Consider the following 22374-nt stretch of genomic DNA (forward strand, 5'->3'; position numbering starts at 1 on the left):
CAAAATGAAGGCAAGTGTATGAGTAGCGACAACGTCATTCCATTTCGACGGCCGGATGCGCTCTCCAAATTTGCCACCTCCAGTTCTGTCAACAGACGTTACGGCGCTGCGGATGCCGCCCGTCTTTCAGCTTTCGAAGAACGCTACGGCATCCATTTTTCAGACAGGTATCGAAGCTTCCTGATGCGGGAAAACGGCCTGGACTACGATCTCTCGCCGGAAGGGGACCAGACCGTTGTGGACGATGACAGGCGCGACCGGTTCGTCCTGTCCGACATCAACACCCTTTTCGGTATCGGTAACGGTCATCCCTATTATGATCTGGAAAAGCTCGCGCCGAAAATGGATTTCCACGACTACGACTTCACGCCATTCGCTCACGTAATCGGCCTGGGCGGAGATTTTTGCACCCTGGTGGAGATCTCCGGTGGGCGTTACGACGGCCACATCATGTATACGGATGGTGAGCTTTTCAGCGGATTCAGGGAAGCCGGCATCGCGAACAAGTCCACGGACGAGGCCGTCGATTATCTCGTCGAGGCCGGCTACTACTCACCAATCGCAAGCGACGTTTGCGACCTGATCGCGAAATACGCACGTTTCATTTGAGCTTATGTCGCGGCAGCGTGCCCTGCAGCGCTACTCTTCGATATTCGGCTCAACCAGCCTAGCCAGATTGCGCAGCGATTCCTGCCAGCCGAGATAGCAGGCTTCCGCCGGAATGAGGTCGGGGATGCCGGCCTGGGTGATTTCCATATCGGTGCCAACCGATACCTCCTTCAGGATAACCGTTACTTCCATTTCGCCCGGCAGGTTCGGATCGTCGAAACGGTCAGTATATCGGATGCGCTCACCTGGCTGGAGTTCGAGAAACTCGCCGCCGAAAGCATGTTGCTCGCTTGTCGTGAAATTGCGGAACGACATCCGGAACTTGCCTCCAACCGATGGTTCGAAAGAGTGGACGGTGCAGGCAAAGCCGTTCGGCGGAAGCCATTTGGCAAGCGCATCGGCCTCGACGTAGGCGCGGTAGACCTTATCGGGGCTGGTGGCGAGGACGCGGTGCAGTTTGATCGTGCTTGGCATGGTCGATCTCCTCCGATTGTCATTTGATGTCCCAAGGACGAACGAGCGTTGCACGTTCCGACAGTCACGGATTTATTTCGATCGAAATTATGGATCTGTCGGGCGTCGGGCCGGAGCAGACCGCGAAAACGAGAAACGCGGCCGGCAGGTGCTGACCGCGTCTCCTCATGTCGCGTGATTTATCTTACTTGGCCGACAGGAATTCGCCGGCTTCGATCAGGCTGAATTCGTTGTCGTCTGCCTTGTCGACGGCGCGGCCGGCCGAGAAGGGCAGGTTGTTGTCGTTGCCGATGATCAGGTGCGTCGCGTCGATCTGGTCGACGTTTTCGATCGTCACGAAGGGCATGTCGTAAACGCCATCCTTGGAGCCGGCCTTCTTCTTGTTATCCGGGTCCTGGATATTGAGAAGGTCGATATAACCGATCTTGCGGACGGCCTTGCCGACATTGGCGTCGTTGAACTCGATCTTGTAGACCCGCTTCAGTTCGGCAGGGGCCTCGAAGCAATCCGGCTTCGGCTGCTTCGGATCGGCGCAGGCCTTGTCCTTGGAGCCGGCGCCGTTGTCGCGCTCGATCACGAGGGCGGTCGTCTCGTCCAGCATGTTGAAGTCGCCGATCGCGACGCCCTTGTCTGCGAACGGATAGAGCCACGAACGGCCCGTCCACTTCTTGGAGGCGATGTCGAACTCGATGACGCGGATGGCGGTCTTGCCATCAGCCTGTTCGACCTGACCGTCGACATAAAGCGGGCCTTCGAGCAGGCCGTAGAGCTTCGTGCCGTCCTTCGACATGGCCATGCCTTCAAAGCCGCCGGAGCGCTTCAGATTGAAGACCGGCATTTTTGCTGTCGGGTTGCCGGGCATGGAAATCGTCGGATTGTCGGGCGAGGTGACCGGCTTGCCGTCTACCGTGGTTGCGACGACGTCTGTCAGCTGGCCGAGCGCATCGACCTTCATCAGGTAGGGACCGAATTCTTCGCCGAGCCAGAAACCGTCGCCGACCGGCTGGATCGACTCGATATCGAAGTCGGCGCCCGTCAGATAGCGCTTCTCAGTGCCTTCCATGGCGATCGGGAAGGAGCGATCTTGTTCGGGTCCGAAAGGAAGATGTTCTTGACGACTTCGACCTCGTTGGTCGCCCAGTCGAACTTCACCTGGTGCAGGAATAGCATGGCGTCGGACGAATTGGCCTTGGAGCCGAAGCCGTTGTCGGACAGCGTCCAGAACGTGCCGTCGGCCATGGCCTTGATGCCGGAAAAACCCTGGATCGGCTGGCCGTCGAGCGGCAGCTTCACGTCGGTGATGCGAGCGCCGTCCTTGCCGTCGACGGTGCCGAGCTTTTCGGTGCGCTTGCGGTCCGGGGTGGTGAACTTGCCGGAGGTCTTTAGGAAATCCGGAGCATCAGCCGGAGCGGGGGTCACGGTGTTGGCCGGAAGAATGGCCTGGCCTGCGAGCTTCGCCGGGAATTCCTTGTCATCCGCCAGAGCCTGGCCGGAAAATGCGGAGGCAGCGATGATCGCGGCGAGCGCAACGGAAGAGAAAAGGTTTTGGTCATGAAACACCTTTCAATGTCGCTTGAAACACGCGACGTCGATAGGAGGCCTGCATGACGGACAGGTGATGGAATGGCGACGGCTGAATGAAGATTTGAAGACAGAAATATTACAAGGCTCGTTGCATGGTGAACAGCTGTGCGAAACGGGCTGCTAACTTCGCCGAAGTGCCATCCAGCGGCCGGGTGTCATCCCGAATGCGCGACGGAAATGTCGGGTGAAATGTGCCTGGTCGGCAAAACGCTCGACCGCGATGTCGTCACCTCGGCCTATATCGAGGAAATGTTTGCGACAGGGCATGATGCCGCCAATCGAGAGGTGTTTTCGCAATTCGGCCTGGAAGACGCACGTCTCGTCGGGATTGCACTACGGGCCGACAGGAAGATGGTCGACAAGATCACCAAGGGCGCGAAAATGCACACTTGATCGCCGGGATTCAGGCCTCCAGGGCAACCGTCGCGAAACTGGCAAGCCAGTGCTCGCCCATATAGTCGCCGGCGACATGGGCGAGGCCGCTCGCCAGGTGTTCGTCGGCCGCCTTTTCCATAATCGCCCTGCGCGGGTCGCTGTCCGACAATGCCTTGGCAAGAGACCGCCAGCACCAGGCGCGTGACAGGTTCAACCCGTCGAGATGGGCAATCTTGCCGTCGGTACGATCAGCGACGGAGGCCGGGGCGAAAAGCGTTGCGGGCTTCAGGCGCGTGATCTCCGGCAGGAATGCGTCGAACCACGGCAAGAAATCCGTTTCCGGCATCAGCCGGCGCATGCATTCCGCCTCGATCAGGGCCGAGGAAAGAAAATCGTCGCCGGAAGGTTCGCCCCAGGCCGGGCAGGCTTCGTCCTTGCCGTACCAGCGCAGAGCCGTTTCCTGAAGCAATTCACCGAACGTGCTGTCACCAACTGTTTCGGCATAGTCTGCCGCCAAGCGCAGCGCGAAGGCCGTGTTGAAATGGGTGCCGACGCGGACGGGATAGGTGGCGATCGGCAGGAAATCGCGAAAACGGTGGACGAAGATCTCGGTCAGTGGGCGAAGCGCCTCGGCCCAACGGCCATCTTCCAGGTCTTCCAGCTCGGCTGCGAGCTTCAGGAGCCATCCCCAGCCATAGGGCCGCTCGAAGCCGCGCATCATCGGCGCGTTCATCGTTGCGCATTCGCCAGCCACCTTGTCCGGCACCAGCATCGTGTCGAAGAGCGCCCGGATCTGATCCGCTGCCGGAAGGTCTGGGAACCTGCGCAGCATATGGGCAAGCATCCAGTAGCCGTGGACGCAGGAATGCCAGTCGAAACTGCCGTAGAAGATCGGGTAGAGCCCGCTCGGCGTTTTTGGGTCCTCTAGCCCGGCAAGCACGTTGCCCGGCTTGTTGGGATATTCCCGCCTGACATGCCCGAGTGCGATTGTCGCGAAGCTCTGGGCAATGTCGGAGGTGAGGAAGGGCGCATCTTAGAGTTCGACCGCCTCGACCTTCTTGTTGACGAAGCGCAGCGCGACGCCGCCTTCGATCAGCTTCAGCGCCGTATCGCCGAACAGCTCGCGGCGCCAGCCGGAGAGCGCCGCAACTGTCGCGTTCTCGCCTTCTGCCGCGATCTTTTCGAGATCGTCCGTATTAGCGATCACCTTGGCGGCGACGCCCTGCTTGTCGGAGATGAGCTTCAAAAGCACCTTGAGCAGTTCGACAGCTGCGGCCGTGCCTTCCGGAACATGGCTGTGCTTGGGCGGATGCGGCATGTCGGCCTTGGGCAGGGCGAGCGCCGCATTGACGGCTTCTACGATCGCGGCACCTGAGGACGAACGCTCCCAGCCCTTCGGGATGGTGCGCAGCCGGCCGAGCGCTTCCGTATCCTTCGGCTGCTGCTGGGCGATCTCGTAGATTGCATCGTCCTTCAGCACGCGCGAGCGCGGCACGTTGCGGCTGCGAGCCTCCCGTTCGCGCCAGGCGGCGACGAATTTGAGGATCGCCAGTTCCGTCGGCTTGCGCAGGCGGGCCTTGAGGCGCTGCCAGGCATCGTCCGGATGCAGGTCGTAGGTGCCCGGGTTTTCCAGGATCGCCATTTCCTCGGTCAGCCACAGGGCACGGCCTTCGCGCTCCAGCTCGGTCTTCAGATGCTGGTAGACGTCGCGCAGATGGGTGACGTCAGCCAGCGCGTATTCGAGCTGCTTTTCGGACAGGGGACGGCGGCTCCAGTCGGTGAAGCGCGAAGACTTGTCGATATGGACGTTCTTGATGCGGTTGACGAGCTGGTCATAGGAGACGCTGTCGCCGAAGCCGCAAACCATGGCGGCGACCTGCGTGTCGAAGATCGGATGCGGCACGAGATTGCCGAGATGGTGGATGATCTCGATATCCTGCCGTGCGGCATGGAATACCTTCACCACGGCGGGGTTCGCCATCAGCTCGAAGAAGGGCTTCAGGTCCAGCCCTTTTGCCAGCGGATCGACCAGCACTTCAACCGTGGGACTTGCCATCTGGATGAGGCAGAGTTCCGGCCAGAACGTCGTCTCGCGGAGGAATTCCGTATCGATGGTGATGAAGTCTGACTGAGCCAGTTCGGCGCAGGCTTTCTCGAGGGCTGCGGTTGTGTCGATCATTGGTCCGTTCGCGGTAGGTGATCAACCTTCCTTTCGCTTTAGGCCCGTCGAGTCAATAGCGCGAAGGGGATTCCGCACGGCTTACTCCCGGCCATCCTTCTTCGGCGGTTCGGCAAGGCGGTTGAAATAGGCGGAGGTCCGCAGCAGCGCCCGGAAACGCGAATGACGCTCGGATGGCGGCACCGGCGGGCGGACACCCATGCGTCGCAGCGTGAAGATAAAGAACCCGATGAAGATGAACGAGGTATAGGCGAAGAAGGCCCGCGGTCCGTAATGCTCGAGCAGAGTTGCGGCGAGCAACGGCCCGATCGTTGCACCGACCGACCAGAAGAACAGCAGTCCCGCCGCGATCAGCGCATATTGGCCGGGGCCGGCATGATCGTTTCCGTGGGCCGAGCAGAGCGAATAGAGCGGCATGGAAAAGGCGCCGAATAGGAAGACGGCGATGATATTGGCAGTCTCGCTGGTCCCGGCTCCGAAGGAGAGATAGGCCCCGGTGAGGATCGATCCCGCCGTTGCCCACAGGATGACGCGCCGCCGGTCGAGCTTGTCGGAATAGAGGCCGAGCGGGTATTGCAGCACTACTCCGCCGATGATGCCGGCGCTCATGAAGGTAGCGATCGAGGTGATGCTCATGCCGAGTTCGGCGGCATAGATCGGCCCGATATTGCGGAAGGCGGCCATGGAGAGCCCGACCGCCACGACGCCGACGACGGCGAGCGGCGAGATGCGCCAGACGGCCTTGAGATCGAAGGCGATCGCCTCCGGTGCCGTGGGGCTCGATTTATCGGCGAGCGAAATCGGCACGAGCGACAGGATCAGCGCGAAGACGATGATATTGAAGATCACCGGCCCGTCGATACCGAAGGTCGGGATCATGTATTGCGCAATGGTCACCGAGCCGAGATCGACGAAGCGATAGACCGACAGCGTGCGCGCCCGGTTCTCGTTGGTGACCTTGGCATTGATCCAGCTTTCCACCGTCGCGAACAGGCATGCGACTGCAAGTCCGATGATGAAGCGCATGGCGAGCCAGAAGGCGGCATCGACGAACATCGACATGGCAAGCGAGGCAGCCGCGGTAATCGCCGCCATCGCCGCGAACACGCGGATATGCCCGATTGAGCGCAGAAGCCGGCCGACATAGATGCAGCCGATCGCAAAGCCGATGCTGTAGCCCGCGCCGATCATGCCGATCACCGAGGGCGAAAATCCTTCCGCCGTGCCGCGCAGTGCAATGTAGGTGCCCTGCAGGCCGTTGCCGCCGATCAGGATGCCGGCGGTGACGAGAAGGGGCACGAGTGGCTTGATATGGTTCATGGCTGCCAGGGGAATCGCTGCGCGTGATGTCGACCAATCTCTAGCTCAGCAGGTTGCAGGGCGACAGGGTTAAAACCGCAAAAATGCGATCGCAGAGGCGACCTTGAGCAGTGTCAAATGCGTGGCGAACGGGCTTGCCGTAGACGACAGCCGCCATAGGTCAAAGCCGGTATTCAGATCTATTGCGACAGGAAATTTGAATGACGGAAATGATATTATGGGAGGGGACGCCGTCTGCTGTTCCCGCTTTCCGCATCCTTGCCATCATCGACGGCGACATACATGCCGCGCCCGCCCGGGATATTCTTGGCCGAATCTACCAGAAGTTCGAGGAACTCCATGGCAAGGGCGCCGGCGACGTCTCCTACAATTTCCCCGGCCATCGCGGAAAGATCCGGAAAGCGAACGCGAAACTGCTGGAGGAAGGCCGAGAATTCTTCCTGCGGGAGGCAACGGAATATAGCGAGGGTATTCGGCGCTATGGCTACGCGCTTGAGGAATTCGGGCATCCCGGCATCCCGTTCTTCGGCGTGGAACAGCGCAGTTACTTCCATTTTCTCGACATCGCGCTTCCCGAGGACGCTAGCTCCATCGTCGAGTTCGCGGATTTCGTAACGGCCGAGCTTCTGAATGCACCGGTCATCACCGGCGTGATGGGCATGGGCTTTTTCCTGCCCCACCATAACAGCAGCTTGAATTTCCTGCTCGGCGGCAAAGTCGAACGCTATAGGGCCGCGATCGAGATCTCCCCGGATATGATCTACGATGGCATTCGGACCGAAGGTTCTGCCTATCGGTGGAAGGCCGGCGAGTTGCCGGGCGTCGCCGACATCGGCTGGCGAACGCTGGTGGGGGCTGAATTCTGGGCCCGTCTTCCCGCTCCGAAGCAACTGCCATCCGGATCTGGTGTCACTATGGAAAAATCAGAACGAGTCCTCAGCGTGACGGCAGGGGAAGTTCCGATTTGGGGTGACGTCGAGGCGGATGAAGACATCAGCGCGTATCGGGCGGTCGCCAGTTATCTCGCGCCGGTTCGACTGCCGGAAGGTTGCCTCCAGGCTTTCGGCTTCGGCGGCGGAATGACGTCCGGGCATGAGGCCAAGGTGCATGCCTATTTCCACCGGTTCGATTAGTCGGTCATGCCGTCTCGTGGGGTTTCGGTGGTCTTCATGCCTCGATAGCCCGTCAAAGCCTTGACAAATCGGACCACCCATGCGCTTTTCGCGCCGATTTTCCATGATATCGGCCGGGCTGCTTCGTGCGCTCGAAATGCCGTTCAAAAGCATCAGTCCAGGATAAAAGACATGCATCGTTACCGCAGCCACACCTGTGCAGCCCTCCGCAAGTCGGATGTCGGCTCCAATGTACGCATTTCCGGCTGGGTCCATCGCGTGCGAGATCATGGCGGCGTCCTGTTCGTCGACCTGCGTGACCATTACGGCATGACCCAGGTCGTCTGCGACCCGGACAGCCCGGCCTTCAAGACCGCCGAAGTCGTCCGTGGCGAATGGGTCATCCGCATCGACGGTACCGTCAAGGCGCGTTCGGAAGACACCGTCAACAAGAACATGGCGACCGGCGAAATCGAACTCTACGCCAAGGAAATCGAAGTTCTCTCGGCTGCCAAGGAATTGCCGCTGCCGGTCTTCGGCGAGCCGGAATATCCGGAAGACGTGCGCCTGAAGTATCGCTTCCTCGACCTGCGTCGCGAGACGCTGCACAAGAACATTGTCAAGCGCACCCAGATCATCGCCGCCATGCGCCGCGAAATGACCGCCGGTGGTTTCACCGAGTATTCGACGCCGATCCTGACCGCGTCCTCGCCGGAAGGCGCGCGCGACTTCCTCGTGCCGTCGCGTATCCATCCCGGCAAGTTCTTCGCCCTGCCGCAGGCACCGCAGCAGTATAAGCAGCTGATGATGGTCGCCGGTTTCGACCGTTATTTCCAGATCGCACCGTGCTTCCGCGATGAAGACCCGCGTGCCGACCGCCTGCCGGGCGAATTCTACCAGCTCGACCTCGAAATGAGCTTCGTTACCCAGGAAGAAGTTTGGGAAACGATGGAGCCGGTCATGCGCGGCATCTTCGAAGAGTTCGCCGAAGGCAAGCCGGTCACCAAGGAATTCCCGCGCATCCCGTATGACGTCGCGATCCGCAAGTATGGTTCCGACAAGCCGGACCTGCGCAACCCGATCGAAATGCAGGCCGTCACCGAGCACTTTGCCGGTTCCGGCTTCAAGGTGTTCGCCGGCATGATCGCGTCGAACCCGAAGGTCGAAGTATGGGCGATCCCGGCCAAGACCGGTGGTAGCCGCGCATTCTGCGACCGCATGAACGCCTGGGCTCAGCAACAGGGCCAGCCGGGCCTCGGCTACATCTTCTGGAAGGAAGAAGAGGGTAAGGTTGCAGGTTCGGGTCCGCTCGCCAAGAACATCGGCGAAGAGCGCACCGAAGCACTCCGCGTGCAGCTCGGCCTCGAAGCGGGCGATGCCTGCTTCTTCGTCGCCGGCGAACCGGAAAAGTTCTACAAGTTCGCAGGCGAAGCCCGTAACCGCGCTGCCGACGAACTCGGTCTCGCTAACAAGGACCAGTTCGCGCTGTGCTGGATCGTCGACTTCCCGTTCTTCGAATACAACGAAGACGAAAAGAAGATCGATTTCGCCCACAACCCGTTTTCGATGCCGCAGGGCGGTCTTGAAGCCCTCGAAGGCCAGGACCCGCTGACGATCAAGGCCTACCAGTACGATATGGTCTGCAACGGCTTCGAAATCGCTTCGGGCTCGATCCGTAACCAGCTGCCGGAAGTCATGGTCAAGGCCTTCGAAATGGTTGGCCTTTCCCAGCAGGACGTGGAAGACCGCTTCGGCGGCCTCTACCGCGCCTTCCAGTACGGTGCACCTCCGCATGGTGGCATGGCAGCGGGCGTCGACCGTGTCGTCATGCTGCTGACCGGTGCAAAGAACCTGCGCGAAATCACGCTGTTCCCGATGAACCAGCAGGCACAGGACCTTCTGATGGGCGCACCGTCGGAAGCCACCCCGACGCAACTTCGCGAACTGGCGATCCGCCCGATCCCGCCGGTGAAGAAGGACTGATTTTCGGTCCTTTTCAACGCGAGGTTCTGGAACATTTCGACGGCGACCCTCGGGTCGCCGTTTTGCATGGCTGTGCAATTTGGAATTGCATCGGGCGTCACGAAACTGTCACCGAAATTTCGTGTTCGGTTTGATCCTTATTTAAGTCTTTGCGGGCACTTATCCGGAAAAATTCAACCTACCCGGGACTGCTCTCTTGGCTTTCTTTTCGAGATCTTCGGATCTCCCACCGTGTTCTCCTCCTTGCAATCCTTGCTCTTGCCGGGATCATCACGATCGCTGCGATCTTTCTGGCGCAAAGGCAGGTCGAGGCAGGTTACCGGGCGACGGCGGAAGCGCTGACCCGGAGCCAGATCGAAGTTGCCCAGATGTCTGCTGGCGTGCGTGACACACTGCTCTGGGAACAATATTTTCTTCTGCACAAAGACATGGCCGCAACTGAAAAGTTTCAGGCCGCCATCACGGGCGTGCGCGCTAGTCTCGAAGGCTTGAAGACGTCTGCCGACACCGATCTTGCCGGTCAGCTGGACCAGTTGAGCAGCGGTCTGACGACATACGAGGCGGCCTTCGCGACGCTGGTCGCAGATAATCAGAATCTCGGTCTTGATCAGAACAACGGTCTTGAGGGCGCCATGCGCTCGGCCGTCCATTCCATCGAGGAACGGCTCCAGTCGGTCGAACAGATCGACATTCGCGCCAGCATGCTGATGATGCGTCGACATGAGAAGGACTTTATCCTTCGCCGCGACCCTTCCTATCTCGAAAAGCATTCGGCGGAAGCCGAGGTCTTTACCGCACTCGTCAAGCAGGCGTTTCGCCCCGGCGCACAGCGCAGCCGCGTCACGGACGCGTTGGAAGTCTATCGCATGGCCTTCAAGCTCTATGCCGAGGGCAGCCTCAAGGAGGCGGCGTCGGAACAGGCCGTTTCCGCAGCCTATCAGGCCCTGGAGCCGCAGGTCGCGGCCGTCAGCAATGCTTATGAGACACAGCGTGCCGCGACTTTGGCCGAGAACGCACGCGTCGCCGAGCGTAACTTGATGATTGCCGCCGGTCTCGTCGTCGCTGCCATGGCGGCGCTCGCTGCCGGTGTCTGGCTGATCGGCCGCTCGATCACACGTCCGGTCGTTGCCATGACCGGTGCCATGCGCGAACTTGCGGATGGCCAGACGGACATCACCATTCCCTCGCTGAACTGTCGCAACGAATTCGGTGCCATGGCTGGTGCCCTCGATACGTTTCGCCAGGCTGCCATCGCCAATAGGCGTCTCGAGGAAGAAGCGGCCGAAGCGCGTGCCAATGCCGAAGGCGAGCGCCTGCGCCTGCAGCGTCAGGCCGAGGCGGACGCCCGCCAACGGCTGATGCAGGCGACCGAAGGTCTCGCCGAGGGCCTGCGCCGTCTTGCTGCCGGTGATCTCGCTTTCGAACTGACCGAGCCTTTCGCCCCTGACTTCGAGGTCCTGCGTAGTGACCTCAACCAGACGGTCGCGCGGCTGGCCGATGTCATGGCGTCGATCGCCCAGGCCAGCAATTCGATCCAGGGCGGCAGCCAGGAAATCGCCGGCAGCGCCGACGATCTTTCCCGCCGCACCGAGCAGCAGGCCGCTTCGCTGGAGGAAACTGCTGCAGCGCTTGAGCAGATCACGGCCAATGTCGCCAATTCCTCCAAGCGATCTCAGGAGGCCCATCATCTTGCCAGTGATGCCAATGGCGCCGCAGTCCACACGCGTGCGCTCGTCGGCAAGGCCTTGGATGCCATGCGCCGTATCGAGGGATCGTCAGAGAAGATATCCGGAATTATCGGCGTCATCGATGAGATCGCTTTCCAGACCAACCTGCTCGCCCTCAACGCCGGCGTCGAGGCGGCACGCGCAGGGGAGGCAGGCCGCGGCTTTGCCGTCGTCGCTCAGGAAGTGCGTGCGCTTGCCGGCCGCTCCGCCGATGCGGCGCGTGAGATCAAGCAGTTGATCCATGTGTCCGGTCAGGAAGTGAAGGACGGCGTGCGTTCCGTGCGCGAAACCGGTGATGCGCTGACCGAAATCGGCAGCCGCGTCGAGGCCATCAACGGCCAGGTGGAAGCGATCGCGCTTTCGGCCCGCGAACAGTCGGTCGGCCTCGGCGAGATCAACAGCGCCGTCAATCTGCTCGACCAGGGTACCCAGCAGAATGCCGCGATGGTTGAGGAGAACAATGCAGCGAGTGCATTGTTGATGGAAGAGGCGCGGCGCCTGCGCGAGCTGGTCGGCATGTTCAAGTTGCAGTCGGAACACGCTCGGCCGACGGCACGGTCCCACAGCGATGAAGCTCGGCACGTCAGGGCCGCGTAGCTGCCGCCGACTGATCGTGACCTCTAGCATGTCTAAGATGCAGCCGCTGGTGTATGCGGGATGTATTTCTAAGGTTTGCCGCATTTGATGCCACAATTAAGGCGGGTAAAAAGACGGAACCATCTTTGACCGACCGTGTTGTTACTGCCAGCAGAAGCAAGGGAGAAACAACATGCGTAAGCACCTGCTGGCCGCCTCTGCGGCTCTTATGGCCTTTTCCGGCGTGGCGTTCGCCCAGACGACCGTGATCACTCAGGATCCGGTGACAACCAATTCGACGGTCGTCATGCCAGGCGAAGTCCGCACCTATGTGATGGAACAGCCGGTGGAATCCGTGCCTTATGAAGGCGATGTGCTCGTCGGTCGCGTCCTGCCAGATACGGTCGAGGTTCGCCCTGTCGAGGGATATGACCAGTATGGCTACACAGTCATCAACGAGCGTCGCGTGATCGTTGATCCGCAGACCCACACCGTGATCCAGGTTCTCGAATAAACTGAATTTGGTCTGAAAGTATTGAATAAGGCCGGGGCCGCTTAGCGGTTCCGGCCTTATATGTTTGTGTGGTGGATCCGAAACCGTGCCATTACTGCCTTCATGTTGCGGGATTCGGTTTTCCCCGCTATAGCTCGCGCATCACAAGGACTCGGGTGAGACCCCCGGGTGGCTCTTCCGGCCGCCGATCCGCCGGACAACACAAAGCATCAGCCGCATTTTTCCCCACTGGATTTCCTCCTCCGGCGATGCGTCAATTTGTGCGATTTTCCATGAACAGCTTTGCGAATTACCGCCGTGAGTGGTTTTCCAACATCCGTGGCGATGTCCTGTCGGGCATCGTCGTTGCCCTTGCCCTAATCCCCGAGGCCGTCGGCTTTTCGATCATCGCCGGTGTCGATCCGAAAGTGGGGCTGTTCGCCTCCGTCGCCATCGCCTGCACCACGGCGATCACCGGTGGCCGGCCCGCGATGATCTCCGCCGCCACAGCCGCGACCGCCGTCCTTATGGGCCCGCTCGTGCGCGACCACGGCATCGAATATCTCTTTGCCGCAACCCTCCTGATGGGCCTTATCCAGATCATTGCCGGCATGCTGAAGCTCGGGCGGCTGATGCGCTTCGTCTCGAAGTCGGTGATGACCGGCTTCGTCAATTCGCTGGCGATCCTGATCTTCATGGCGCAGCTGCCGCAGCTCACCAATGTGCCCAATGTCACCTATGCGCTGATCGCGGTGGCGCTCGCCGTCATCTATCTCTTCCCGCGCATCACCAAGGCGGTGCCGTCACCGCTGATCGCGATCATCGTCATCACGATCATCACGTTAAGCTTCGGTATCCATGTGCCGACAGTGGCCGATTTGGGCGAAATGCCGACGGCACTGCCGATCTTTGCCCTGCCGCAGGTGCCTCTGACATTCGAAACGCTGCGGATCATCTTCCCCTATTCGCTGGCGCTCGCCGCCGTCGGACTGCTGGAATCGCTGCTGACGGCACAGATCGTCGACGACATGACCGACACGACCAGCAGCAAGAGCCGCGAATGCGTGGGGCAGGGGACCGGCAATATCGTTTCCGGTCTTTTCGGCGGCATGGGCGGCTGCGCCATGATCGGCCAGTCGGTGATCAACGTGTCTTCCGGCGGCCGCGGCCGGCTGTCGACCTTTGTGGCCGGCGCATTCCTGCTCATCCTGCTGCTCGTGCTCGATGACATCCTGCGCATTGTGCCCGTCGCGGCGCTGGTGGCAATCATGATCATGGTCTCGATCGGCACGTTTTCGTGGAAGTCGATCCTCGATCTCAAGCGTCATCCGGGAACGTCGTCGATCGTCATGCTCGCCACAGTTGCCACCGTTCTCGCCACCCACGACCTGTCCAAGGGCGTTATCGTCGGCGTGCTGCTCTCGGGTGTCTTCTTCGCCGGCAAGGTGGCACGCATGTTCAAGGTCTCGTCCAGGCTTTCCATCGACGGAAAATCACGCAGCTATGAGATCGAGGGGCAGCTGTTCTTTGCCTCGACCCATAGCCTGCTCCAGGCCTTCGATTTCGAGGAGAAGCTGGATCGCGTGCTGATCGACGTTACGCGTGCCCATCTCTGGGATATCTCGGCAGTTGGCGCACTCGATCAGGTCGTCCTGAAATTCCGCCGCCGCGGCGTTGAGGTGGAGGTGAACGGGGCGAACGAGGCGAGTGCCAGTATGATTGACCGTTTTGCCCTGCACGACAAGGAACACGCCTCCCTGGCTGCCTCGTCGGCTCACTGACGGTCTTGCCAATAAAGAAGAAAGCCCGGCGTCGCTTGCCGGGCTTTTTTCATGTCTGGAACTGTGCTGTTCTCAGTCGTTGGCAGTGACCGTGACGCCCAGAACCTGTGGCAGCGTGTTCGGCGCTCCCATGGCCGCGCCCATGATCATCGGGAAAGGCACTGCATTCTGCGGCTGTGCGGTCAGGGTGAAGCTGCCCGGCTTGTCGAGATAGGTGTTGACCGCCTGGCTGAGCGCGTTCTGCAGTTCCGGAATGTTGTACTGGGCAAGGATCATCGGCGTCATCGCCTTGATCATCTGAGCCAGCTGGTCGGCCGTCGTGTTCTGCTGCTTGGCCGCGACATCCAGCGCCTTTTCCGTGATGCCGGCGTCTTCGAAGCGAACCATGGCGCTGTTGAAGGTCAGGCGCTGCATCAGGCCGAGCATGGCGAGGTTTGCAGCCTGCGCCGCTTCTTCCTTGTTCGGGTTGGCTTCCATGGCGCGTGCCGTCTCGTTGGCCGAGCGGACGAAGTCGAGCGTGTAGCCCGACAGGCTGAACGCCATGTTCAGGCGGCCGATATTGGCGAAGTCGAAGGCATATTCCTCGATTGCCAGCGTGCCCGGCTCCATGTCCCAGCTGCCGACCATGCTGATCTTGCCGTCGAGCGAGCTGATGCCGAGATCGGATACCATCTGGCGCGTCTTGGGATCCTGGATCGCGTTGAGATCACCCTTGACGTCGGAAACCTGCAGGTCGAAGTCGACGGACTTGTTGTCGTCGGAGACTTCGCTTGTCAGCTTCGACGAACCGATCGACGCAATGCTCTTGCCATCGATCTTCACTTCGAGAGGACCGGCCGTCGCCTCGTCGTAAAGAAGAACGGAGTCGAGCGTGTTGCCGTTGATATCGGCCGGCACGGTCACGCCGCTGAGTGCGATATTCGAGGCCGTGACTTCGGCATTTTCCTGCTTGAAGTCGACATTCTGGAACGTCACGCTCTCGATCGTGTAGCCGCCGGCATCTTCCTCAACGCCTTGCATCTCGATGGTGCCGAGCGGCAGGCTGCCCTGGTCGCCGCCGAGTTCGAAGCGGCTGTTGGTCAGCGTCACGTCCGATCCGTCAACTTCGACCGATCCGGCAACGATCCCGGAGCCTTCCTGGACGTAGAGTGCGCGGTTGAGCTTGTTGACGAGGTCGTTTCCATCAAGCGCCAATGCAGGCGTCGCAAAAGAAATGAGAGCCGTTCCGGCCGCAAACAATTTGGCCGAGGGAGTGTAACGCATGAATATCCTCCTGGGAGAGCAACGATCTGCCCGTGAAATCAATGGCATTTATAGGTCGGGCTAATAAAACGTCCATGGCTTTGTGAGAAGCCGTTGCCGGCGTTTTTGTGGCGAGCCCGATGGAGCGTGTCTGGCAACCGAGGTTCTCCACAGCCAGATCTCCCGGCTTTCTTGCTGAAAACCGGGCTTTCCGCTAGCAAGAGGGCATGGGACAGATCGTGAATCCGCCCGGCGACGACGGCGGCGACAATATTCAACCGGTAGACCTGAAGGCAGCGCTCGAAGAGCGTTATCTTGCCTATGCTCTATCCACCATCATGCACCGCGCCCTGCCGGACGTGCGCGACGGCCTGAAGCCGGTCCACCGCCGCATCGTCTACGCGATGAGCGAGATGGGACTTCGCCCGAACACCGCCTTCCGCAAATGCGCGAAGATCGTCGGCGAAGTGATGGGTAACTATCACCCGCACGGCGACCAGGCGATCTATGACGCGCTGGCGCGTCTGGCCCAGGATTTCTCGCTGCGATATCCGCTGGTCAACGGGCAGGGCAATTTCGGCAATATCGACGGCGATAGTCCCGCCGCGATGCGTTACACCGAAAGCAAGATGACGGCAGTGGCCGAACTCCTGCTCGAAGGCATCGGCGAGGATGCGGTCGATTTCCGCGATACGTACGACGAATCCAATTCCGAGCCGGTCGTCCTGCCCGGCGCCTTCCCGAACCTGCTCGCCAATGGCGCTACAGGCATCGCGGTCGGCATGGCGACGTCGATCCCGCCGCATAACGCCCATGAGCTCTGCGACGCAGCACTGCACCTGATCCGGCATCCGGATGCGACGGTCGAAAAGCTTGTCGAATTCGTGCCTGGGCCGGACCTGCCGACCGGTGGCATCATCATCGACAGCCGCGAAAGCATTATCGAAAGCTATCGTACCGGCCGCGGCGGTTTCCGTGTTCGCGCCAAGTGGGAGATCGAGGATCTCGGCCGTGGCGGTTACCAGATCGTCGTCACCGAAATTCCCTATCAGGTCCAGAAGTCGCGACTGATCGAAAAGATCGCCGAACTGCTGATCGCCCGCAAGCTGCCGCTGCTCGACGATATCCGTGACGAATCCGCCGAAGACGTCCGCGTCGTCATCGTGCCGAAGAGCCGTACGGTCGATGCGACGCTGCTGATGGAATCGATGTTCAAGCTGACCGAGCTTGAAAGCCGCATTCCGCTCAACATGAACGTCCTGTCCATGGGCCGCGTGCCCAAGGTCATGGCGCTCAACGAAGTGCTGGTCGAATGGCTGGCGCATCGCAAGGACGTTCTCGTCCGCCGCTCGCGTCATCGTTTGGCCGCCATCGACCGTCGCCTGGAAATCCTCGGCGGCCTGCTGATCGCCTATCTCAATATCGACGAGGTGATCCGCATCATCCGCGAAGAGGATGAGCCGAAGCAGGTTATGGTGGAGCGCTGGTCGCTCACCGATCTCCAGGTGGAATCGATCCTCAACATGCGGCTGCGCAATTTGCGCAAGCTCGAGGAATTCGAGATCCGCACCGAGCACGATAATCTGACCAAGGAAAAGGCCGACATCGAAGCGCTGCTCGCGTCCGACGACAAGCAGTGGCGGATGATCGAGGTCGAGATCCAGGACGTCAAGAAGACCTATGCCAAGGCGACCGAGCTCGGCCGCCGCCGCACCCAGTTTGCCGAAGCGCCGGAAGCGGATTTGGAAGCCATCCAGCAGGCGATGATCGAGAAGGAACCGATCACGGTCGTCATCTCGCAGAAGGGCTGGATCCGTGCGCTGAAGGGCCATGTCGCCGACACGTCGGGGCTCACCTTCAAGGAAGGCGACGGCCTGAAGCTCGCCTTCCCGGCGCAGACGACCGACAAGCTGCTGCTCGTCACGACCGGCGGCAAGGCCTACACGCTCGGCGCCGACAAGCTGCCGGGCGGCCGCGGCCATGGCGAGCCCGTCCGCATCATGGTGGACATGGAGAACGACCAGGACATCCTGACCGCCTTCGTTCACGATGCGAGCCGTAAGATGATTGTCTCCTCGACGGCCGGTTACGGCTTCATCGTCGCGGAAAGCGAGATGATCGCCAATACCCGCAAGGGCAAGCAGGTGATGAACGTGTCGATGCCGGACGAGGCAAAGCTCGTGGTGCCGGTCTCCGGCGATCACGTCGCGATCGTCGGCGAAAACCGCAAGATGCTTGTCTTCCCGCTTGAGCAACTGCCGGAAATGACCCGCGGCAAAGGCGTGCGCCTGCAGCGCTACAAGGATGGCGGCATTTCCGACATTAAGTGCTTCGCCATGGAGACCGGGCTTTCCTGGGAAGACAGCGCCGGCCGTGCGTTCAACCGCACCAAGGACGAGTTGCTGGAATGGATGGGCGATCGCGCCGCCGCCGGCCGCACGGTTCCGAAGGGCTTTCCGAGAAGCGGCAAGTTTGCCGGCTGACCTCGGACGAGGTCAGATTCTGGCTAGCTGCTTGAGCGCGGCGTAATAATTCCTCATCGCTGTACCGGCGATGAGGCTTTCCCGCTCTCGCTCATCATTGCCGCGTGGTTCGATGAACTCGATATGTTCAGAATCCGAGCGGATCTCGACCAGATCGCCCTCTTTCCATCCGACTTTATCGAGATGCTTCTCCGGCAGGATGATGCCGTAGCCATTACCGATCTTCTGGATGCTGACCTTCTCACTCATCGCCGTCCTCCAACGATAGAGGTGATAAGGTATCACATCCGAGGATTGAGATATACGGACTCAGCCGGACTGTACGGTTATCGATTCGGTGCGGCCTCGTGCTCGCATCTGCCACAGGGCATGGCCGATCAGAGCGAGGACCAGCACCGCGCCGCCGAGGAGGACGCTGATGTGGATTTCTTCACCGAAGATCATCCACATCCAGATCGGCGCGAGCACGGTCTCCAACAGGTAGAACATCCCGACCTCGGGGCCGGACAGGTACTTGGGACCGGTCGCAAGGCACCAGAAGGCAAGCGGCAGCACGACAAGCCCGTCCAGCAGCACCCATTGCGGGAGGGGACGGTCGACAGCCCGCCCGGTGCCATCATCGCAAAGCCGACGAGGCCCGGGATGATGGTCGCAGCCAGCGGCACAAGGCCAAGATTGACGCGGCTCTTGCGACCGATGGTGATTGCGCCTGCCAGCAACACGGCGGTTGCGATGGCGGACAGGTTGCCCAGCAACTCGCCGGCGGCCAGACCGCCGGAGACGATCAGGCCGACACCGAACACCATCAGCAGCATCGTAATCCCCGTTGATCGGGATAGACGCTCCTTCAGCATCAACCAGCCGAACAGTGCCGCGAACATCGGCGTGAAGGCGACGATGAAGACGACATTCGCTGTCGCAGTGTTGAAGACGCCGCCGAGGAAGGTGATTGTCGAGAGGCCGTAGAACAGGCCGGCGACAAGGCCCGCCTTGCCGGGTCTGAGCGCCGGATTGCGCGGGTGAATGCGATGGATCGCCAGCCAGACGATCGCCCCGAGGATGAAGGTGGACAGGCTGCGCAGCGCCAGCGTTTCCCACAATTCACCACCGCCGAGCCGGACGAGCGGCACGTCGAAGGACAGTGCCAGGCCGCCGATCGTCGCGAGCAATAGCCCCTTCTTGTGATCACTCATCAAGCATGGCTGCAATGGGATTGGGATGCGGAACGGAACGTTCCCAGCCTCGCGCCGTCAGTTGCTCCTGCGGCTGGTAGCGGGTCTTGTAGTCCATCTTGGGCGATCCCTTCACCCAATAGCCGAGATAGACATGCGGGAGCCCGAGAGATCTCGTTCTATTGATATGGTCCAATATCATAAAGGTGCCGAGCGAGCGCTTTTCCAGCTTCGGATTGAAGAAGGAATAGACCATCGAGAGCCCATCGCTCATCATATCGGTGAGGGCGACGGCAATCAGCTCGCCCTTCGGCTGGTCGCTGATCCCGGAACCCGGTACGCGCATACGGTATTCGATCAGTCGGGTATTCACATGGGTATCTTCCACCATGATCGCGTAGTCGAGCGCCGACATATCCGACATGCCACCATGCTGGTGGCGGTCGTCCAGGTAGCGACGGAAAAGGCCGAATTGTTCTGTCGAAGGCTGCGCGGGCTGTATGGTGGAGACGATGTCCCGATTTCCGGCGATCACGCGCTTCATCGATTTCGTCGGCTCGAACTCGTTGGCGAGGATGCGAACGGAAACGCAGGCGCGGCAGGCCTCACAAGCAGGACGGTAGGCGATGTTCTGCGAACGCCTGAAACCGCCCTGGGTCAAAAGGTCGTTCATCTCGGCGGCTCGCGGCCCGACCAGATGAGTGAACACCTTGCGTTCCATCTCACCCGAAAGATAGGGACAAACTGCCGGTGCCGTCAGATAGAACTGCGGTGATGGCGTCGTCTGGGTATTCATCGAGTAGCGGCCGATCCCGTCATCGTTGTGATATTTTGCAATACCATGGCGCATCTATGGAAAACGTCAACCATATGCGCGAAGCGCCCGTCCTGAGAGGCGCTTCGCGGCCAACAAAGCTGTGTGTTGCGACAAATTGGTGCCGCAATCATCCTGTGCGGACGATGACGGTTCCGAGCAGCATATCATGTACAAGCCGCGACCGCTCGGTGAACAGGCCGACGAGCAGGATGAGCGGCGTCAGGAACGAATTGATCACCCAAAACAGCACCGTATGCACCATGGCGGTCATGAAATCCATGCGCCGCCCGTCCGTCCGCATCAGGGTGATACCCATGGCGCGCATGCCGGGAGAAGCCTGCGAAGGTCCGCCAAGCGTCATGCCAAAGTAAAGAAGCGCCACGATGACGAAGAGCGCCGGATAGAGCATGAAGCCGAGGCCAAGTGTCAGGATGCCGAGAAAGAACACGATCACCGCTGCCGGAATGCACAGCAGCAGCACGATCAGATAGTCCAGGATGAAGGCGAAGACGCGACGCGAAAGAACGCCGCTATAGGCGCGCCAGTCCTCCGGTGCGGTATAGGTCGGGTTCGGGTCGATGCTCATCGGCTCAAGTTCTCCTGCTTCTCTGTAAGGATATGGTGAAGAGAAGCAGGATCCACAAGCCTCGTCAGCCCTTGGCGAGCTTCTTGGCCGCCTCAACTGCGAAATAGGTGAGAATGCCGTCGCAGCCGGCGCGCTTGAAGCAGAGCAGCGTCTCCATCATGATCCGCTCGCCATCGATCCAGCCGTTCATGGCCGCCGCCTTGATCTGCGAATATTCGCCCGAGACCTGATAAGCATAGGTGGGCAGGCCAAAAGCCTCCTTCACGCGCCAACAGATATCGAGATAGGCGATGCCCGGCTTCACCATCATCATGTCGGCGCCTTCCTCGACATCGAGCGCTGCATCGCGCAGCGCTTCGGTGCCGTTGGCCGGCGAGACGTAATAGGTGTTCTTGTCGCCCTTCAGGAGGCCGCTTGTGTTTATCGCCTCGCGATAAGGGCCGTAATAGCCGGACGAAAACTTCGTTGCATAAGACATGATGCCGACATCCTGGTGGCCGGCGGCGTCGAGCCCGCGGCGGATCGCGCCGATCCTGCCATCCATCATTTCCGACGGAGCGATGATATCGGCGCCCGCATCCGCCTGCAGGATCGCGGCTCGGACCACCTGATCGACCGTCTCGTCATTGACGATGATGCCGTCGCGCAGAATGCCGTCATGGCCATGGCTGGTGAACGGGTCGAGCGCCACGTCGGTGATGACGCCGATATTGGGCACGGCCTTCTTGATCGCGGCCGTCGCTTTGTTGATCAGGTTGTCAGCGACGAGGCTCTGGGAACCGGTGACGTCGCGAAGCTCCATCTCGATATCGGGGAAGGTGGCGATCGCCGGTATGCCGAGATCGGCCGCTTCCTTGACCGCCTCGACAGCCTTGTCGATGCTCATCCGGTTGACGCCGGGCATGGCCTTGATCGGGTCGACGATGCCGTTGCCCGGCACGATGAAGATCGGCCAGATGAAGTCGTCCGCCGTCAGCCGGTTTTCCTGTACCATGCGACGGGTCCAGTCGGCCTTGCGATTGCGGCGCATGCGGCGGTGGCCGGTGACTTCATCGACGATATGGGTCTTGTCCATGGCGGATACTCCAATATTTCGTGTTGGTCGGGTCATTAGCACGCGACAAGTTGTTTATGAATGACCCAAGGCCTGCATTGCAGCCATGCGTTCCGCTGGCGGCTCGCGAGCAGCACATATAGGATCTCCGTCATGGAACCTGATTCACCCTCGGCGCCCAGGCGCTCGCTGACTGAGATCCTCTTCGTCCTCTTTCTGAGGATGATCGCCGTCACATGCTTCTGGTTCGGCTTGCAATATTGGGCGATGCTGGTCGGCTATTCGCTAGACGGGCGAGCCCGCTTCGATCTCCTGAACCTTCCCTGGCGCGTCACCGCACCCGCGTTGGCCGTACTTTTCCCGGTCGCGTCACTTGGGCTCTGGCTGGTGACGTCATGGGGCGCGGTGCTCTGGGCGATCGCCGCAATCATCCAGATTCTGATGTATGTCGTCTGGCCTGATCTGTTCGGACACAACCGGCTTGTGCCGATTTTGCATATGCTGGTGGCGAGCCTTTACATCGTTTTCAGGCTGTCCCTATGGCTTGAGGAGCGCCGCAAGGAGGAGCGGATAAGGATTGATTTACCATGACGTTAAAGGCTTTTGCCCCGAAATTGACGCGAAAAATCACCGTAAGTAATTGATTTTTATGGGTCGTATTCGATGATGGGAGAGAGCGGTCCACAGGTCGGGCAAAAGCGAAAATGCAGGTAGGTATTTGTTAAGCAAGTGTTTTAAGTCGAATTTTATGCGCATTCGATAGGGTCTGTCTCAAGGCGGGAAGAAACAAACACACCGCCAAACAAA

18 protein-coding genes, 4 pseudogenes and 1 other annotated feature are annotated in these 22374 nt (G+C 60.3%); of the genes and pseudogenes, 9 read left to right on the plus strand and 13 right to left on the minus strand.

Features of this window, described 5'->3' with window-relative positions; genetic code table 11:
- Window positions 1-18: 18 nt before the first annotated feature.
- On the plus strand, window positions 19-609 hold the full coding sequence (locus tag N7E02_RS22750) for an SMI1/KNR4 family protein (RefSeq protein WP_286579861.1): 591 nt from the start codon (window positions 19-21) through the stop codon (window positions 607-609).
- A gap of 30 nt (window positions 610-639) precedes the next feature.
- On the opposite strand, the gene N7E02_RS22755 is transcribed toward N7E02_RS22750, so the two are convergent.
- From N7E02_RS22755 to N7E02_RS30125, 3 genes and pseudogenes are all read right to left on the minus strand, one after another.
- The gene (locus tag N7E02_RS22755; RefSeq protein WP_286579862.1) at window positions 640-1083 is read right to left on the minus strand and encodes an SRPBCC family protein; all 444 of its coding nucleotides are present in this window, start codon (window positions 1081-1083) and stop codon (window positions 640-642) included.
- A gap of 184 nt (window positions 1084-1267) precedes the next feature.
- A pseudogene (locus tag N7E02_RS22760) lies at window positions 1268-2598 on the minus strand (esterase-like activity of phytase family protein).
- Between the two features lie 189 nt (window positions 2599-2787).
- Window positions 2788-2877 (minus strand): annotated as a pseudogene (locus tag N7E02_RS30125) (AraC family transcriptional regulator); the annotation flags it as partial.
- Here N7E02_RS30125 and N7E02_RS22765 point away from each other — a divergent pair.
- Window positions 2878-3060, plus strand: a pseudogene (locus N7E02_RS22765) (DUF2000 family protein); the annotation flags it as partial.
- Window positions 3061-3070: 10 nt separating this feature from the next.
- Here N7E02_RS22765 and N7E02_RS22770 read toward each other — a convergent pair.
- From N7E02_RS22770 to N7E02_RS22780, 3 genes are all read right to left on the minus strand, one after another.
- Window positions 3071-4051 (minus strand): DUF2891 domain-containing protein, encoded by a 981-nt coding sequence (locus N7E02_RS22770; RefSeq protein WP_286583991.1) that lies wholly within the window; start codon window positions 4049-4051, stop codon window positions 3071-3073.
- 24 nt (window positions 4052-4075) lie between these two features.
- Window positions 4076-5221, minus strand: coding sequence for a ribonuclease D (rnd, locus tag N7E02_RS22775; RefSeq protein WP_286579863.1), 1146 nt, complete (start codon window positions 5219-5221; stop codon window positions 4076-4078).
- A gap of 81 nt (window positions 5222-5302) precedes the next feature.
- On the minus strand, window positions 5303-6541 hold the full coding sequence (locus tag N7E02_RS22780) for an MFS transporter (protein WP_286579864.1): 1239 nt from the start codon (window positions 6539-6541) through the stop codon (window positions 5303-5305).
- Window positions 6542-6741: 200 nt separating this feature from the next.
- On the opposite strand from N7E02_RS22780, the gene N7E02_RS22785 reads away from it, so the two are divergent.
- Together N7E02_RS22785 and aspS are read left to right on the plus strand one after the other, a co-directional pair.
- Window positions 6742-7674: a hypothetical protein gene (locus N7E02_RS22785; protein ID WP_286579865.1), complete on the plus strand. Its 933-nt coding sequence runs from the start codon at window positions 6742-6744 to the stop codon at window positions 7672-7674.
- A 171-nt stretch (window positions 7675-7845) separates the two neighbouring features.
- Window positions 7846-9636 carry an aspartate--tRNA ligase gene (gene aspS, locus N7E02_RS22790; protein WP_286579866.1) on the plus strand — a complete coding sequence of 597 codons (1791 nt, stop codon included), beginning with the start codon at window positions 7846-7848 and terminating at the stop codon, window positions 9634-9636.
- A gap of 173 nt (window positions 9637-9809) precedes the next feature.
- Here aspS and N7E02_RS22795 read toward each other — a convergent pair whose 3' ends face one another.
- Complete coding sequence (locus tag N7E02_RS22795; protein ID WP_286579867.1) at window positions 9810-10058, minus strand: hypothetical protein; 249 nt, start codon at window positions 10056-10058, stop codon at window positions 9810-9812.
- Window positions 10059-10064: 6 nt separating this feature from the next.
- Here N7E02_RS22795 and N7E02_RS22800 point away from each other — a divergent pair, with 6 nt between their 5' ends.
- From N7E02_RS22800 to N7E02_RS22810, 3 genes are all read left to right on the plus strand, one after another.
- Window positions 10065-11960 carry a methyl-accepting chemotaxis protein gene (locus N7E02_RS22800; RefSeq protein ID WP_286579868.1) on the plus strand — a complete coding sequence of 632 codons (1896 nt, stop codon included), beginning with the start codon at window positions 10065-10067 and terminating at the stop codon, window positions 11958-11960.
- Between the two features lie 172 nt (window positions 11961-12132).
- Window positions 12133-12453, plus strand: a complete 321-nt coding sequence (locus N7E02_RS22805) for a DUF1236 domain-containing protein (RefSeq protein ID WP_286579869.1) — start codon at window positions 12133-12135, stop codon at window positions 12451-12453.
- Window positions 12454-12597: 144 nt separating this feature from the next.
- Window positions 12598-12655 (plus strand) — a sequence feature (sul1 is cis-regulatory element that is thought to sense ions involved in sulfur or methionine metabolism; They are found in Alphaproteobacteria).
- A gap of 70 nt (window positions 12656-12725) precedes the next feature.
- Window positions 12726-14213 (plus strand): SulP family inorganic anion transporter, encoded by a 1488-nt coding sequence (locus tag N7E02_RS22810; RefSeq protein ID WP_286579870.1) that lies wholly within the window; start codon window positions 12726-12728, stop codon window positions 14211-14213.
- A 72-nt stretch (window positions 14214-14285) separates the two neighbouring features.
- Here the strand turns inward: N7E02_RS22810 and N7E02_RS22815 are convergent, their stop codons facing one another.
- Window positions 14286-15476 (minus strand): aq_1923 C-terminal domain, encoded by a 1191-nt coding sequence (locus N7E02_RS22815; RefSeq protein WP_286579871.1) that lies wholly within the window; start codon window positions 15474-15476, stop codon window positions 14286-14288.
- Between the two features lie 206 nt (window positions 15477-15682).
- Here N7E02_RS22815 and parC point away from each other — a divergent pair, with 206 nt between their 5' ends.
- The gene (parC, locus tag N7E02_RS22820) at window positions 15683-17938 is read left to right on the plus strand and encodes a DNA topoisomerase IV subunit A (protein ID WP_286579872.1); all 2256 of its coding nucleotides are present in this window, start codon (window positions 15683-15685) and stop codon (window positions 17936-17938) included.
- 12 nt (window positions 17939-17950) lie between these two features.
- On the opposite strand, the gene N7E02_RS22825 is transcribed toward parC, so the two are convergent.
- From N7E02_RS22825 to hemB, 5 genes and pseudogenes are all read right to left on the minus strand, one after another.
- Window positions 17951-18187 (minus strand): AbrB/MazE/SpoVT family DNA-binding domain-containing protein, encoded by a 237-nt coding sequence (locus N7E02_RS22825; RefSeq protein ID WP_286579873.1) that lies wholly within the window; start codon window positions 18185-18187, stop codon window positions 17951-17953.
- Window positions 18188-18247: 60 nt separating this feature from the next.
- Window positions 18248-19131: pseudogene (locus tag N7E02_RS22830) on the minus strand (DMT family transporter).
- Window positions 19124-19906: an arginyltransferase gene (locus N7E02_RS22835; protein ID WP_286583992.1), complete on the minus strand. Its 783-nt coding sequence runs from the start codon at window positions 19904-19906 to the stop codon at window positions 19124-19126. Before N7E02_RS22835 ends, N7E02_RS22830 begins: the two are co-directional and overlap by 8 nt.
- 148 nt (window positions 19907-20054) lie before the next feature.
- The gene (locus N7E02_RS22840) at window positions 20055-20513 is read right to left on the minus strand and encodes an RDD family protein (RefSeq protein ID WP_286579874.1); all 459 of its coding nucleotides are present in this window, start codon (window positions 20511-20513) and stop codon (window positions 20055-20057) included.
- A 64-nt stretch (window positions 20514-20577) separates the two neighbouring features.
- Window positions 20578-21588, minus strand: a complete 1011-nt coding sequence (gene hemB, locus N7E02_RS22845; RefSeq protein WP_286579875.1) for a porphobilinogen synthase — start codon at window positions 21586-21588, stop codon at window positions 20578-20580.
- 132 nt (window positions 21589-21720) lie between these two features.
- Between hemB and N7E02_RS22850 the strand changes: the two genes are divergently transcribed.
- Window positions 21721-22158 carry a DUF6163 family protein gene (locus tag N7E02_RS22850; RefSeq protein WP_286583993.1) on the plus strand — a complete coding sequence of 146 codons (438 nt, stop codon included), beginning with the start codon at window positions 21721-21723 and terminating at the stop codon, window positions 22156-22158.
- Window positions 22159-22374 lie beyond the last annotated feature (216 nt).

This window comes from Terrirhizobium terrae (assembly GCF_030323265.1).
Taxonomy (GTDB): Bacteria; Pseudomonadota; Alphaproteobacteria; order Rhizobiales; family Rhizobiaceae; genus Neorhizobium.